Origin of the sequence: Lelliottia sp. RWM.1 (assembly GCF_016859735.1) — a bacterium.
GTDB lineage: Bacteria > Pseudomonadota > Gammaproteobacteria > Enterobacterales > Enterobacteriaceae > Enterobacter.
The window spans coordinates 153,854-169,435 of the sequence record NZ_WLVC01000006.1 but is presented as its reverse complement, the minus strand read 5'-3'; the positions used below and the strand labels follow the sequence as shown (position 1 = coordinate 169,435).

Sequence of the window (15,582 nt, the reverse complement as noted above, 5' to 3'; positions counted from 1 at the left end):
ATAAAATTGATTATATATTTATAATTAATCTTTATAAGTGGTAAGCAACCATGCACATTACATTGCGTCAGCTTGAAGTCTTTGCTGAAGTGCTGAAAAGCGGTTCAACAACGCAGGCCTCACAGATGCTGGCTCTGTCTCAGTCAGCGGTTAGCGCCTCGTTGACCGATCTCGAAGGCCAACTGGGAGTTCAGCTTTTTGACAGGGTAGGGAAGCGACTGGTCGTTAATGAGCATGGCCGCCTGTTGTATCCGCGCGCGCTGGCGCTACTGGAGCAGGCGACAGAAATAGAACAACTGTTCCGCGAAGATAACGGCGCGATCCGTGTCTATGCCAGTAGTACGATTGGCAACTACATCCTGCCGGAGGTGATTGCTCGTTATCGCCGGGATTTCCCGACCTTGCCGCTGGAGATGAGCGTAGGTAACAGTCAGGATGTTATTACTGCCGTTATCGATTTTCGGGTTGATATTGGTCTCATTGAAGGCCCATGCCATAACGTCGATATTATTGCTGAACCCTGGCTTGAAGATGAACTGGTGGTCTTTGCCTCTCCGGCATCTTCTCTTCGACAGGGGGAAGTCACGCTGGAAAGGCTGGCGCAGGCGCAGTGGATTTTGCGTGAACATGGTTCCGGTACGCGAGAAATTGTCGATTACCTGCTGCTGTCGCATTTGCCGCAATTCCAGTTGGGAATGGAACTGGGTAATTCTGAAGCAATCAAGCACGCCGTGCGTCATGGCCTCGGGATCAGCTGTCTGTCCCGGCGGGTCATTGCCGAGCAATTAGCGTCCGGTACGCTGGTCGAAATTCCGGTTCCGCTACCAAAACTGGTCCGTACGCTGTGGTGTATCCATCATCGACAAAAGCATCTTTCCAACTCCCTGCAACGTTTCCTGCGTTACTGCGAGATCTAAATGATTCCGTTGCGCGCTTCTCTGCGGGGAAGGCGCGGCGACCAGATTCATGCTTTGCTTATAATTCCAGGCCAGTCATGAAGCTCTCTTATAACAGCGCATTTCTGCCAGAAGGAATGCGTATCGTCTGCTACAATCTCGCCTCGTTTTTTGAATGGACAGCATTTTCACATGGTTTCAGAAATTAAAACCACAGAAGCGCCCACGCTACGTCGTGAACTCAAGGCGCGTCACCTGACGATGATCGCGATTGGCGGATCCATCGGCACAGGTCTTTTTGTTGCCTCTGGGGCGACAATTTCTGCTGCGGGCCCGGGTGGGGCACTCTTTTCTTATATTCTGATTGGCCTGATGGTGTACTTCCTGATGACCAGTCTCGGTGAACTGGCAGCCTATATGCCTGTTTCCGGTTCTTTCTCAACGTATGGCCAGAAGTATGTCGAAGAAGGCTTCGGCTTCGCGCTCGGCTGGAACTACTGGTACAACTGGGCTGTGACCATCGCCGTTGACCTCGTGGCGTCGCAGCTGGTGATGACCTGGTGGTTCCCGGATACGCCAGGCTGGATCTGGAGTGCAATCTTCCTCTGTGTGATCTTCTTGCTCAACTACATCTCTGTGCGCGGCTTTGGTGAGGCGGAATACTGGTTCTCACTGATCAAAGTGGCTACCGTCATCATCTTTATTGTGGTGGGCGTGGCGATGATCGTTGGCATCTTCAAAGGTGCGGAACCTGCTGGCTGGAGCAACTGGGGTATTGGCGATGCGCCGTTTGCCGGTGGCTTCTCGGCCATGATTGGTGTGGCGATGATTGTCGGTTTCTCCTTCCAGGGGACGGAACTGATTGGTATCGCGGCGGGTGAATCTGAAGATCCTGAGAAGAATATCCCCCGCGCAGTACGCCAGGTGTTTTGGCGAATTTTGCTGTTCTATGTGTTTGCCATTCTGATTATCAGCCTGATCATTCCCTACACGGATCCTAGCCTGCTGCGTAACGATGTGAAAGACATCAGCGTTAGCCCGTTCACGCTGGTGTTCCAGCACGCAGGCTTGCTTTCCGCCGCTGCGGTGATGAATGCGGTGATCCTGACGGCCGTACTGTCTGCGGGTAACTCCGGTATGTACGCGTCGACCCGTATGCTCTACACCCTGGCGTGCGATGGGAAAGCCCCGCGTATTTTCGCCAAACTGTCTCGTGGCGGTGTACCGCGTAATGCACTGTATGCCACGACGGTGATTGCCGGTCTGTGCTTCCTGACGTCAATGTTCGGTAACCAGACGGTTTATCTGTGGCTGCTTAATACCTCGGGTATGACGGGCTTTATTGCCTGGCTGGGTATTGCCATTAGCCATTATCGCTTCCGTCGTGGCTACGTTATGCAGGGCCATGACCTGAACAATCTGCCGTACCGCTCCGGGTTCTTCCCGCTGGGGCCGATTTTCGCCTTCGTGCTGTGCCTGATTATTACCCTGGGACAGAACTATGAAGCTTTCCTTGCGGACACTATTGACTGGGGCGCTGTCACGGCAACCTACATTGGTATTCCGCTGTTCCTGATTATCTGGTTTGGCTACAAATTGACAAAAGGAACCCAATTCGTTCGCTACAGTGAAATGGAATTTCCGGAACGATTTAAAAAATAATGCACTTCCTCTCTCTTAACCCGCTCATTTGAGCGGGTTTTTTTATCTCCATATTATGTAAATTTGACATGATTCCTAACAATTAAATTGATAATGGTTATCGTTTGCTTTATCGTTACGCCGTAATCAAAAAGGATGAAGGACTCGGTATCACCCCCCCTTATCAGGGCAGTGATATTGCTGCCACACCTGCAAATAAAGAGATGATCGACCTGCCAAAGATGCAGGCGGTATATACGGCACTGTGAGCAATAATTATTTGATTTAGTTGTTTTTACCTCATGGAGATATGGAATGTTTAGGTTGAATCCCTTCGTCAGGGGAGGACTTTGTGCGTCCGCAATGTCCCTGGCACTGCCTGTCATCGCAGCAGAATCCGGCGACACGATGGTCGTGACGGCATCGGCGACCGAGCAAAACCTGAAAGACGCACCGGCCAGTATCAGCGTGATCACCCAGGAAGATTTGCAACGCAAACCCGTTCAGAATCTCAAAGATGTGTTACAGGACGTTCCAGGCGTGCAGCTCACGAACGAAGGTGACAACCGTAAAGGCGTTAGCATCCGTGGCCTCGACAGCAGCTATACGCTGATCCTGGTGGATGGCAAACGCGTTAACTCCCGCAATGCTGTTTTCCGTCATAACGACTTCGATCTTAACTGGGTCCCGGTGGATGCAATTGAACGCATCGAAGTGGTTCGCGGGCCAATGTCCTCACTGTATGGCTCAGATGCACTGGGCGGCGTGGTTAACATTATTACCAAGAAAATTGGTCAAAAATGGACCGGTACGCTGACGGCAGACACGACTATTCAGGAACATCGCGATCGCGGTGATACCTACAACGGCCAGTTTTATACCAGCGGTCCGCTGGTCGATGGCGTACTGGGGCTGAAAGCTTTTGGTAGCCTGTCTAAACGTGAAAAAGACGAACAACAGAAATCTGCAACTTCCGCAACCGGCGAAACGCCACGTATCGAAGGCTTTACCAGCCGTGATGCCAACGTTGAGTTCGCCTGGACGCCGAGTGAAAACCATGATTTCACAGCAGGTTACGGCTTTGACCGCCAGGATCGCGATTCAGACTCTCTCGACCAAAATCGCCTGGAGCGCCAGAACTACTCCCTGAGCCATAATGGCCGTTGGGATGTGGGTAACAGCGAGCTGAAATTCTACGGCGAGAAAGTGGATAATAAGAACCCGGGCAACAGCAGTGCGATCACCTCTGAAAGCAATGCCATAGACGGAAAATTCGTGCTGCCGCTGAGCCCGATTAACCAGATGTTTACCTTCGGTGGTGAATGGCGTCACGACAAGCTCAGCGATCCGGTTAACCTGACGGGTGGCTCCAGCAGCAAAACCTCTGCAAGCCAGTACGCTCTCTTCATTGAAGATGAATGGCGTATTTTTGAGCCGCTGGCGTTGACCACTGGCGTGCGAATGGACGATCACGAAACGTATGGCGACCACTGGAGTCCGCGTGCGTATCTGGTCTATAACGCCACCGACACCGTGACGGTGAAGGGCGGCTGGGCGACGGCCTTTAAAGCGCCATCGCTGTTGCAGTTAAGCCCTGACTGGACAACCGGTTCCTGCCGTGGTGCATGTGAAATTGTCGGTAGCCCGGATCTGAAACCTGAAACCAGTGAAAGCTTCGAACTGGGTCTTTACTATGCCGGGGAAGAGGGCTGGTTAGAAGGCGTTCAGGCCAGTATCACCACCTTCCAGAATGATGTGGATGACCGTATTAGCATCAGCCGCACGGCGAATGTGAAGCAGGCAAAAAGCTACCCGAACTATGTGGGGCTGAACGCCGACGGGGAGCCTATTTTCCGTTATTACAACGTCAACAAGGCCCGTATTCGTGGTGTCGAGACGGAACTGAAATTCCCGCTGGCTGAAGACTGGAAAATGACGCTGAATTACACCTACAACGATGGGCGTGATATCAGTAATGGTGATAACAAGCCACTGTCTGAGCTGCCGTTCCATACCGCGAATGGCACGGTTGACTGGCAGGCGACGCAAGACTGGTCATTCTACGTGCAGGGTAACTACACCGGCGAAAAACGTGCCATCACTGATGGCGCGGCGACACCGGGAGGGTATGTTGTGTGGAATACTGGTGGCGCGTGGCAGGCAACGAAAAACGTTAAGCTTCGCGCGGGTGTCCAGAACCTGCTGGATAAAGATCTCAGCCGTGACGACTACAGCTATACGGAAGATGGCCGTCGTTACTTTATGGCGGTGGATTACCAGTTCTGATGTAAAGATGCCCGGTCAGCACTGTGCGACCGGGCAGCGGTGCGCTTATTTACTTCAACAGATGCTCCGCATGGAAGCGGAGATGATCTTCAATAAACGATGCGATGAAATAATAGCTGTGATCGTAGCCTGGCTGAATGCGTAACGTGAGCGGCCAGTCTTTCTGGCGTGCTGCTTCTGCAAGCACGGCAGGTTGTAACTGTCCCGCGAGGAACTGATCGGCATCGCCTTGATCGATAAGCACAGGAAGGGCATTTTCCGACGGGCTTGCCAGCATTAATGCACAACTGTCCCATTCCTGCCATTTTTCCGCATCATCACCCAGATAATTCGTGAACGCTTTTTGCCCCCACGGCACGTGAGCCGGGTTCACTATTGGCGCAAACGCTGACACGCTGGTGAATTTTCCAGGGTTTTTCAGCGCCAGGATCAACGCCCCATGTCCCCCCATTGAGTGACCGCTTATCGCACAACGTTCGCTCACGTCAAACTCACGCTGAATCAGCGCAGGTAATTCATCGCGGATGTAATCGTACATCCGGTAGTGGCTTGCCCAGGGTTGCTCGGTGGCATTCACATAGAAACCAGCACCTTTACCCAGGTCGTATCCGGCATCGTCTGCCACCCCGTCGCCGCGCGGGCTGGTATCCGGCATGACCAGGGCAATTCCCAACTCTGTGGCAACTCGCTGCGCGCCTGCTTTGGTCGTGAAATTTTCGTCATTACAGGTTAAACCGGAAAGCCAGAACAGAACGGGAGGTTTCACGCCTTCATCTGTTGGTGGCAGAAAAATGCTGAACGTCATGGCGCAGTTCAGCACGGTGGAGTCGTGCCGCCAGCGCTGCTGTCGACCTTCAAAACAACGGTGCTCTTCGAGCAGTTCCATGCAAGGCTCCTTGTACGAATTGATCTTCATTAAAGCCATAATACAGCGTTTTCATTTACCTGTGAGCAACTTTCACTTTCGCTCTGTGGCACTATACGGCATCATAAATTTACTTATTTTTAACAATTGGAGTGGCCATGGCGCTGCGTATTGCGCTCAGCGGGTTTGTCGTTCTGGTCGTGGCGATGGGGATCGGTCGTTTTGCCTTTACACCTCAGGTTCCACTGATGATTGCGGCCGGACAACTCACTTTAACCAGCGCCGGGTTGGTGGCCGCGATGAACTATTTGGGGTATCTGGTGGGCGCATGGGACGCGATGCGTGCGCACCGTTTCGTTGAAACCCGACTGTATGTCGGGATTTTCGGCGCGGTAGCGCTCACGCTGCTCTCTGCTCTTGCGGATAACGCCATTATTCATGGTCTGATTCGCTTTGTGATTGGCTGCATGAGCGGCTGGTCCATGGTGCTGATTGCGGCCTGGACAAATGAACGGCTTGGACAACTGGGCAAACCTGGTCTCAGTGCGGCGGTATTTGCAGGCCCTGGAGCGGGCATCGCCCTGAGCGGGTTCCTGGCGGTTTATATCCAGTCGCGAGCGCTCTCTGCCGGCGCAGCCTGGCAAATTTATGGGGTGCTGGCGCTGGTTTTAATTGTCCTGGTGGCGCGTTACCTTCCGCGTACGGGGCAGCTACACCGACCGGAAACCGCACCTGAACCCCTCATCCTCACGGTCGATTTACGGCGTCTGGTCTGGAGTTATAGTCTGGCCGGGTTCGGTTATATCCTTCCGGCGACGTTTTTATCACAAATGGCCGCAGCGCGTTTTCCGGGCAGTCTGTTCGCACAATTTGTCTGGCCGCTTTTTGGTGCAGCCGCGGTGGTGGGGATTGCGCTCAGTATTGCGCTTCGGCATACCTCATCATCCAATCACCGGCTGGCTATTGTCTTGTGGTTGCAGGGTGTCGGTGTACTGGCTGCCTGGCTGTTGCCGGGTCTCAGCGGTCTGTTAGCGGGTGGGTTGCTGGTGGGCGGCGGATTTTTATGTGCCGTTCAGCTCTCCTTACTCTATGGCCGTGAACTGGCTCCAGAGCACACACGCTATATGGCGGGATTGCTCACTACAGGCTACGCAATCGGGCAGCTCATTGGCCCCGTCACGTCAGCCCTATCCACCTGGTTTACGCACCGGCTTGAGCCTGCGTTGGGGCTTGCGGGCGTTGCGTTGTTTGTTGGAGGGGCATTAGTCTGGAACCGACAAACCGAAAGGTAACAACAATTGCAATAATTATCGTCGTGAATACTGGATTATGTGTGCTACCTCACGCACAATGAGCGCACACTTTTGCCACAACGAGGGCAAAAGACAGTCACACCTGCAGGAGACAAGAATGCCATCACTCAGTAAAGAAGCTGCCCTGGTCCATGAAGCCCTGGTGGCGCGCGGTCTCGAAACACCACTGCGTCCGCCAGTCAATGAAATTGACAATGAAACACGCAAGCGTCTGATTTCCGGGCATATGACCGAGATCATGCAACTGCTGAATCTCGATCTGAGCGATGACAGCCTGATGGAGACTCCGCACCGCATCGCCAAAATGTATGTTGACGAGATCTTCTCTGGTCTTGATTACGCTAACTTCCCGAAAATTACCGTTATCGAAAATAAGATGAAGGTCGATGAAATGGTGACGGTACGCGATATCACGCTGACCAGCACTTGCGAGCATCACTTTGTCACCATCGATGGCAAAGCGACCGTCGCCTACATCCCGAAAGAGACGGTGATTGGTTTGTCCAAGATTAACCGTATCGTCCAGTTCTTTGCCCAGCGTCCGCAGGTGCAGGAGCGTCTGACGCAGCAGATCCTGACAGCGCTGCAAACATTGTTAGGAACGAACAACGTGGCAGTGTCCATCGACGCGGTTCATTATTGTGTGAAAGCGCGCGGCGTTCGTGATGCCACCAGTGCGACCACCACGACCTCACTGGGCGGTCTGTTTAAATCAAGCCAGAACACCCGCCAGGAGTTCCTGCGCGCCGTGCGTCACCACAACTAATACACAGGGCAGGGTACATGGAGCGAAACGTCACGCTCGATTTTGTTCGCGGCGTCGCCATTCTCGGTATCCTGCTGCTAAATATCAGCGCCTTTGGCCTGCCGAAGGCTGCCTATCTTAATCCTGCGTGGTATGGCGACATTACCCGTCGTGATGCCTGGACCTGGGCTGTGCTCGATCTCTTCGCGCAGGTTAAATTCCTCACTCTCTTCGCCCTCTTGTTTGGCGCGGGTCTGCAAATGCTGCTTAAACGTGGCAAACGCTGGATCCAGTCGCGTCTGACGCTGTTGGTTATTCTCGGTTTTATCCACGGGTTGTTTTTCTGGGATGGCGACATTTTGCTGGCCTATGGGCTGGTGGGATTGATCTGCTGGCGAATGATCCGCGATGCCCACAATGTGAAAAGCCTGTTTAACACTGGCGTGATGTTGTATTTGATGGGCATTGCTGTTCTGCTTCTGCTGGGGATGATTTCAGGTGGAGCAACCAATCGTTCGTGGATCCCGGATGCGGCTAATCTCCAGTACGAGCAATTCTGGAAGTTCAAAGGGGGTACAGAAGCGATCGGTAATCGCGCGGATATGCTGGGTGATAACCTCCTCGCGTTGGGGGCGCAGTATGGCTGGCAATTGGCGGGAATGATGTTGATGGGGGCTGCGTTGATGCGCACGGGTTGGCTGAAGGGCGAATTCAGTCTCCGGCATTACCGTTGGACAGGTGCAGGACTGGTTTTACTCGGTGTCCTGATCAATCTGCCTGCGATCGTGACGCAATGGTACATTCACTGGGACTATCGGTGGTGTGCATTTCTGCTTCAGGTTCCGCGTGAGCTGGGTGCACCGTTTCAGACTATCGGCTACGCGGCGTTGATTTATGGCTTCTGGCCGCAACTGTGTCGCTCCAGACTCGTGAGTGCAGTGGCGTGCGTGGGACGGATGGCGCTAAGCAATTACATTCTGCAAACGCTCATTTGCACGACACTGTTTTATCGTTTTGGCCTGTTTATGAAGTTCGACCGTCTTGGGCTACTGGCGTTTGTTATTCCGGTCTGGGCAGTCAATGTGGCGTTTTCCGTTATCTGGCTGCGCTATTTCCGCCAGGGGCCACTGGAGTGGGTATGGCGACAATTAACCATACATGCTTCAGGTGTATCATTGAGTAATACATCCAGATAACGATCTGGATCACAATCATTAACAAAACGGATGTAACCGTTTTCATCAGTGTGACCTTCTTCACGTAGTCCCCTCTCTCTCGCTGCCAAAATAGCCACCTTGCTAAACACAGGGGGTGTCTGTGAGTTGCTGCAATCCTTTGAAGGATGGTGAACATGATCACCATTCGTGACGTCGCCCGCCAGGCGGGCGTTTCTGTTGCTACTGTCTCCCGCGTGCTGAACAACAGCGCGCTGGTTAGCCCTGAAACCCGTGAAACAGTGATGAAAGCCGTCACGCAACTGGGATACCGACCTAACGCCAATGCGCAGGCATTAGCTACTCAGGTGAGCGACACCATTGGCGTGGTGGTAATGGACGTATCGGATGCCTTTTTTGGTGCGCTGGTGAAGGCTGTCGATGTTGTTGCCCAGCAGCATCAAAAATATGTCTTGATCGGTAACAGCTATCATGAGGCTGAAAAAGAGCGTCATGCCATTGAAGTACTGATTCGTCAACGCTGTAACGCTCTGATTGTTCACTCAAAAGCGTTAAGTGATGAAGAGCTGGCCGGGTTTATGGAACAGATCCCAGGTATGGTATTGATCAACCGAATCGTCCCTGGCTATGCCCATCGTTGTGTTGGGTTGGACAACGTGAGTGGTGCGATGATGGCAACACGCATGCTCATTAATAATGGTCATCAGCGTATCGGTTATCTGGCTTCCAGCCACTCTATTGAAGACGAAGATATGCGTCGTGAAGGGTGGCAAAATGCGTTGAAAGAGCACGGCATTGTGCCCCTTGAGAGCTGGGTTGGCACGGGGACGCCGGATATGCAAGGGGGAGAAGCGGCAATGGTCGAGTTGCTTGGTCGAAATCTCCAGCTTTCGGCGGTCTTTACCTATAACGATAACATGGCCGCAGGCGCGCTAACGGCGTTGAAAGACAATGGGATTGCTGTGCCACAGCATCTGTCGTTGATTGGTTTTGACGATATCCCGATTGCCCGTTACACCGATCCGCAACTGACTACAGTGAGATACCCCATTGCCTCGATGGCGAAACTGGCAACAGAGCTGGCGTTACAGGGCGCAGCAGGGCTGCAGGATCCTAACGCAACACACTGTTTCATGCCGACTTTAGTACGACGTCACTCAGTTTCTATTCGGCAAATTGTGGCTCCGATCACTAACTGATTACATAGGGTGATGTAACCGTTTTCAATCTGTGAGTAAATTCACAGTATCTTAACAATGCGCTGACTATGATGTCAGCGTTTTAGGAGCTGAAACGCTATGTAACGGTGATTAATCACTTTCACTATAGTCAGGCAGCCACAAACAACCAATAAAACGCATTTCTGGAGCGTTACCGAACACGGAAGATAGAAATTTTATAAGTGAACTTCGGCTGACAGAAACGTTTTATTAACATCTGCCCGCCGACCGTTATTCACAAGAACTACCCTGCATAAAAAAACCGGAGATACCATGAATAAGAAGGTGTTGACTCTGTCTGCTGTTATGGCAAGCATGCTTTTTGGTGCAGCAGCGCACGCTGCGGAAACCCGTATTGGTGTGACTATCTATAAATACGACGACAACTTCATGTCTGTTGTGCGTAAAGCTATCGAGAAAGATGCTAAGGCAGCGCCAGACGTTCAGCTGCTGATGAACGACTCCCAGAACGACCAGTCCAAACAAAACGATCAGATCGACGTTTTGCTGGCGAAAGGTGTGAAAGCACTGGCTATCAACCTGGTTGACCCGGCTGCGGCAGGTACGGTAATCGAGAAAGCGCGTGGGCAGAATGTGCCAATTGTGTTCTTCAACAAAGAACCTTCTCGCAAAGCGCTGGACAGCTACGACAAAGCCTTCTATGTGGGTACTGATTCCAAAGAATCCGGTATTATCCAGGGCGATCTGATTGCCAAACACTGGGCCGCTAACCCGAACTGGGATCTGAATAAAGATGGTCAGATTCAGTTTGTTCTGCTGAAAGGTGAACCAGGCCATCCGGATGCTGAAGCACGTACCACCTACGTGATCAAAGAGCTGAATGATAAAGGTTTGAAAACGCAGCAACTGGCGTTAGATACCGCAATGTGGGATACCGCTCAGGCAAAAGATAAGATGGATGCATGGTTGTCTGGCCCGAATGCGAACAAAATCGAAGTGGTTATCGCCAACAACGATGCGATGGCAATGGGTGCGGTTGAAGCGCTGAAAGCGCACAACAAATCCTCCATTCCGGTATTTGGTGTGGATGCATTACCAGAAGCACTGGCACTGGTTAAATCTGGCGCGATGGCCGGTACGGTGCTGAACGATGCCAACAACCAGGCAAAAGCAAGCTTCGATCTGGCTAAAAACCTGGCTGAAGGTAAAGGTGCGGCTGATGGCACTAACTGGAAAATCGAAAATAAAATCGTTCGCGTACCTTATGTGGGTGTAGACCAGTCAAACCTGGCTGAGTTTATCGGTAAATAAGTGATTTGAAATGTCTCCACTGGGCGCAATTCATTGCGCCCTTTTATAACGCGATATGCGAGGCCAACAAGGTATAATTATGGTCAGCACAAATACTCAGTCGTCCGGTGAATTCTTGTTAGAAATGAGTGGTGTCAACAAGTCTTTTCCCGGCGTTAAGGCACTCGATAATGTGAATTTAAACGTCCGCCCGCATTCCATTCATGCATTAATGGGTGAGAACGGCGCAGGTAAATCAACATTATTAAAATGTCTTTTTGGGATCTATCAAAAAGATTCTGGCAGTATTCTTTTTCAGGGGAAAGAGATCGATTTCCATTCAGCTAAAGAAGCACTGGAAAATGGTATCTCAATGGTTCATCAGGAATTGAACCTGGTACTGCAACGTTCGGTAATGGACAATATGTGGTTGGGGCGATATCCAACCAAAGGTGTATTTGTCGATCAGGATAAAATGTATCGCGACACCAAAGCCATTTTCGATGAGCTGGATATTGATATTGATCCGCGTGCACGCGTAGGAACATTATCTGTTTCCCAAATGCAGATGATCGAAATTGCGAAAGCCTTCTCCTATGATGCCAAAATCGTCATCATGGATGAGCCGACATCATCATTGACGGAAAAAGAGGTTAACCACCTTTTCACTATTATCCGTAAATTGAAAGATCGCGGCTGCGGTATTGTTTATATCTCGCATAAAATGGAAGAGATCTTCCAGTTGTGTGATGAAATCACGATTTTGCGTGACGGTCAGTGGATTGCCACTCAGCCTCTGGAAGGGCTGGATATGGATAAGATCATCGCCATGATGGTTGGCCGTTCACTGAACCAGCGTTTCCCGGACAGAGAAAACAAACCCGGTGAAGTGATCCTTGAGGTGCGCAACCTGACATCCCTGCGCCAGCCCTCGATTCGCGATATCTCTTTCGACCTGCATAAAGGCGAAATTCTGGGGATCGCCGGACTGGTTGGGGCAAAACGTACGGATATCGTGGAAACATTGTTTGGTATCCGTGAGAAATCCGGTGGGACGATCACGCTGCACGGTAAACAGATTAACAACCATAATGCCAACGAGGCCATTAATCATGGTTTTGCGCTGGTGACCGAAGAGCGTCGCTCAACGGGTATTTATGCTTATCTGGATATTAACTTTAACTCGTTAATTTCTAATATTCGCAACTACAAAAGTAAAATTGGCCTGTTGGATAATTCGCGTATGAAGAGTGATACCCAGTGGGTTATTGACTCGATGCGGGTTAAAACACCGGGTCACCGTACTCAAATCGGTTCACTTTCTGGTGGTAACCAGCAGAAAGTTATTATCGGTCGTTGGTTATTAACCCAGCCAGAAATTCTCATGCTGGACGAGCCTACCCGTGGTATCGATGTTGGTGCAAAATTTGAAATTTATCAGTTGATCGCTGAACTGGCTAAAAAGAATAAAGGGATTATTATTATTTCTTCCGAAATGCCGGAATTGTTAGGGATCACAGACCGTATTCTGGTTATGAGCAATGGTCTCGTTGCCGGTATTGTTGACACCAAAACGACAACGCAAAATGAAATTTTGCGTCTTGCGTCTTTGCACCTTTAAGATCAGGGGCTCCTTATGAGTGCGTTAAATAAAAAAAGTTTTCTCACTTATCTGAAAGACGGCGGTATTTACGTTGTTCTTTTAGTGTTGCTGGCCATTATTATTATCCAGGACCCCACGTTCTTAAGTTTACTGAACTTAAGTAACATTCTGACGCAGTCCTCCGTGCGTATTATCATCGCATTAGGTGTTGCGGGACTTATCGTCACACAGGGTACTGACCTGTCAGCAGGACGTCAGGTGGGATTGGCGGCTGTTGTGGCGGCAACCCTGCTACAGTCGATGGAAAACGCCAACAAGGTCTTCCCAGAAATGGCTACCATGCCGATTATCCTGGTGGTCTTGATCGTGTGTGCTGTTGGCGCAGTAATTGGTCTTATTAACGGTATTATCATCGCTTACCTGAATGTTACGCCGTTTATTACCACACTGGGCACGATGATTATCGTTTACGGTATCAACTCCCTTTACTATGACTTCGTGGGTGCATCTCCGATTTCAGGTTTCGACAGTGGCTTCTCGACCTTTACGCAGGGCTTTGTCGCGCTGGGCAGCTTCCGCTTGTCTTACATCACCTTCTACGCGTTGATTGCGGTAGGCTTTGTCTGGATCCTGTGGAACAAAACCCGCTTCGGTAAAAACATCTTTGCTATCGGTGGCAACCCGGAAGCGGCGAAAGTCTCTGGTGTTAACGTTGCGCTGAACCTGTTGATGATTTATGCCTTGTCTGGCGTGTTTTACGCATTCGGTGGGATGCTGGAGGCGGGCCGTATAGGCTCTGCAACCAACAACCTTGGGTTCATGTACGAACTGGATGCGATTGCAGCGTGTGTGGTCGGCGGGGTTTCCTTTAGCGGTGGCGTAGGAACGGTTATCGGTGTGGTAACAGGTGTCATCATCTTTACCGTTATCAACTACGGTCTGACCTACATCGGTGTGAACCCTTACTGGCAGTACATCATTAAAGGGGCGATCATCATCTTCGCCGTAGCGCTGGATTCTCTGAAATACGCGCGCAAGAAATAATCTCTGCTTGCCTTATCAGGCCCGCTCATTGAGCGGGCTGTTTTATTTTTAACGTACCAGAGCAGATTCCTGCTCGGTGACAATGCTTTCAAACCACGCCAGCTCAGATAACTTACAGGCAATCCATTGCTGCGAGAATGCCTCTCCCAGGCTCGCAGTGAGATACTCACTCTGCGCAAACTGCTCAATGGCCTGATGCTGAAACAAAGGCAGAACGGGTTCGGCCTGTTGAGGTTCAGATAAGTCGCGCTCGTCAACGTTCTCCAGTCCATACAGCATGCCGGTAAGCGCCGTCGCTACCACCAGATAAGGATTTGCATCCGCACCCGCGAGGCGATATTCAATGCGTCGGTTACCTTCATCAGAACATGGGATACGGAGTGCCGCTGAGCGGTTGTTGTATCCCCAGGAGTTGAATAGCGGCTCATTCAGATTTTTGCGCAGACGGCGAAAGGCGTTAACACCGGGGGCAAGAATGGCGACAGAAGCAGGCATGAGCGCCAACTGACCAGCAAGACACAGACGCACCATGCTGTTCAGGTCATCCGCTGGCGAGGCAAAGACGTTCTCCCTGTGAAGATCGTTCAGGCTGAAATGGAAATGCAGGCCGCTGCCGGATTGATGGCTGTAAGGTTTTGCCATAAAGGTTGCCTGGAGACCCTGTTTCTCCGCGACGAAGCGGGTCAGGCGGCGCAGGGCGAGTATGTTATCGCAAATCTCAACGACACGGTGGCTGTGTTTCAGGTTGAGTTCAAACTGGCCCGGTTCGGCTTCGGCTACAATCCCGGTGAGCGGAATACGTTGTATTTGAGCAAGTTGCTCCAGTTCGTCGAAAAGTGCCGCATGGCTTGTCGAGGCGTCCATATGAAAACAACCCTGACCACGTTCATCTTCAGGATGTTGACTGGTCAGGTAGAATTCGATTTCAGGGGCGACAACCGGATACAGTCCATGTTGATGAAAGCGAGCCAGTACATTCTGCAAAATAACCCGTGGCTCAAGCTGACAGGGCTGATTTTCGTTCTCTTGCATGGTCAACATGATTTGCGCGGTATGGTGAGGGTCAAGAGGTGAGGGGTGAAGCGTACCCGCAACGGGTAAACAGAGTCTGTCGGGTTCATCCTGAAGCGTGAGACAGGCCGACTGTGGGGCAATTTTCCCTTTTTGATCCATGGAATAGACGGAGAGCGGAAAGTAGCAACCCTTTTCAAGAGTGAGCAGGTTTTCAACGGCCAGGCGTTTCCCGCGCATTGTGCCATTGATATCGTTGAGATAAACGTCCACATGTTTCGTCTGCGGATAGCGACTGAGATAGTCCTTTACATCTGATTGAAGAGGGGGAGTTAATACGTCGATTTTTTCATCAAGGTAGAGGCCTGAATTTAGCGCAGTGGGCACAGATGGCCCCGGAAAGTTAAAGTATGGGCGGATATTTTTCAGGAAAAAAGCATTCATAATGGAGTTCATATTCTTTTTTCAATGAGGCCGTTATGGCGATGAACTCAGCTTAAAAGGGGGGGTATAAAGAGGAGGTAAAAAGAGA

General features: G+C 51.1%; 13 protein-coding genes. 11 read left to right on the top strand and 2 right to left on the bottom strand.

The window, feature by feature from the left end:
- The first annotated feature begins 50 nt into the window (after positions 1-50).
- The 4 genes from yieE (at position 51) to cirA (ending at position 4,823) form a co-directional block, all read left to right on the top strand.
- Positions 51-917 carry a DNA-binding transcriptional regulator YeiE gene (gene yieE, locus GF617_RS07795; protein ID WP_203451442.1) on the top strand — a complete coding sequence of 289 codons (867 nt, stop codon included), beginning with the start codon at positions 51-53 and terminating at the stop codon, positions 915-917.
- A gap of 171 nt (positions 918-1,088) precedes the next feature.
- Entirely contained in the window at positions 1,089-2,558 is a 1,470-nt protein-coding gene (locus tag GF617_RS07790) for an amino acid permease (RefSeq protein WP_181620144.1), read from the top strand.
- Between the two features lie 104 nt (positions 2,559-2,662).
- Positions 2,663-2,806 carry a hypothetical protein gene (locus tag GF617_RS07785; RefSeq protein ID WP_203451441.1) on the top strand — a complete coding sequence of 48 codons (144 nt, stop codon included), beginning with the start codon at positions 2,663-2,665 and terminating at the stop codon, positions 2,804-2,806.
- A 46-nt stretch (positions 2,807-2,852) separates the two neighbouring features.
- Positions 2,853-4,823 carry a catecholate siderophore receptor CirA gene (gene cirA, locus GF617_RS07780; RefSeq protein ID WP_181620143.1) on the top strand — a complete coding sequence of 657 codons (1,971 nt, stop codon included), beginning with the start codon at positions 2,853-2,855 and terminating at the stop codon, positions 4,821-4,823.
- A 49-nt stretch (positions 4,824-4,872) separates the two neighbouring features.
- On the opposite strand, the gene fghA is transcribed toward cirA, so the two are convergent.
- Positions 4,873-5,709 (bottom strand): S-formylglutathione hydrolase, encoded by an 837-nt coding sequence (gene fghA, locus GF617_RS07775; protein ID WP_181620142.1) that lies wholly within the window; start codon positions 5,707-5,709, stop codon positions 4,873-4,875.
- A 137-nt stretch (positions 5,710-5,846) separates the two neighbouring features.
- Here fghA and GF617_RS07770 point away from each other — a divergent pair, with 137 nt between their 5' ends.
- From GF617_RS07770 to mglC, 7 genes are all read left to right on the top strand, one after another.
- A complete protein-coding gene (locus GF617_RS07770; RefSeq protein ID WP_203451440.1) occupies positions 5,847-6,980 on the top strand; it encodes a YbfB/YjiJ family MFS transporter in 1,134 nt (377 codons plus the stop codon).
- 118 nt (positions 6,981-7,098) lie between these two features.
- Complete coding sequence (gene folE / locus GF617_RS07765) at positions 7,099-7,767, top strand: GTP cyclohydrolase I FolE (protein WP_181620140.1); 669 nt, start codon at positions 7,099-7,101, stop codon at positions 7,765-7,767.
- A 17-nt stretch (positions 7,768-7,784) separates the two neighbouring features.
- Complete coding sequence (gene yeiB / locus GF617_RS07760; protein ID WP_203451439.1) at positions 7,785-8,942, top strand: DUF418 domain-containing protein YeiB; 1,158 nt, start codon at positions 7,785-7,787, stop codon at positions 8,940-8,942.
- A gap of 155 nt (positions 8,943-9,097) precedes the next feature.
- Positions 9,098-10,120 carry an HTH-type transcriptional regulator GalS gene (galS, locus tag GF617_RS07755; protein WP_181620138.1) on the top strand — a complete coding sequence of 341 codons (1,023 nt, stop codon included), beginning with the start codon at positions 9,098-9,100 and terminating at the stop codon, positions 10,118-10,120.
- Positions 10,121-10,414: 294 nt separating this feature from the next.
- Positions 10,415-11,413, top strand: coding sequence for a galactose/glucose ABC transporter substrate-binding protein MglB (mglB, locus tag GF617_RS07750; protein ID WP_181620137.1), 999 nt, complete (start codon positions 10,415-10,417; stop codon positions 11,411-11,413).
- Positions 11,414-11,492: 79 nt separating this feature from the next.
- Positions 11,493-13,013, top strand: coding sequence for a galactose/methyl galactoside ABC transporter ATP-binding protein MglA (mglA, locus tag GF617_RS07745; protein ID WP_181620136.1), 1,521 nt, complete (start codon positions 11,493-11,495; stop codon positions 13,011-13,013).
- A 15-nt stretch (positions 13,014-13,028) separates the two neighbouring features.
- Positions 13,029-14,039 (top strand): galactose/methyl galactoside ABC transporter permease MglC, encoded by a 1,011-nt coding sequence (mglC, locus tag GF617_RS07740; RefSeq protein ID WP_181620135.1) that lies wholly within the window; start codon positions 13,029-13,031, stop codon positions 14,037-14,039.
- A gap of 48 nt (positions 14,040-14,087) precedes the next feature.
- Here the strand turns inward: mglC and GF617_RS07735 are convergent, their stop codons facing one another.
- Complete coding sequence (locus GF617_RS07735; protein WP_203451438.1) at positions 14,088-15,494, bottom strand: glutamine synthetase family protein; 1,407 nt, start codon at positions 15,492-15,494, stop codon at positions 14,088-14,090.
- Between the last annotated feature and the right edge of the window lie 88 nt (positions 15,495-15,582).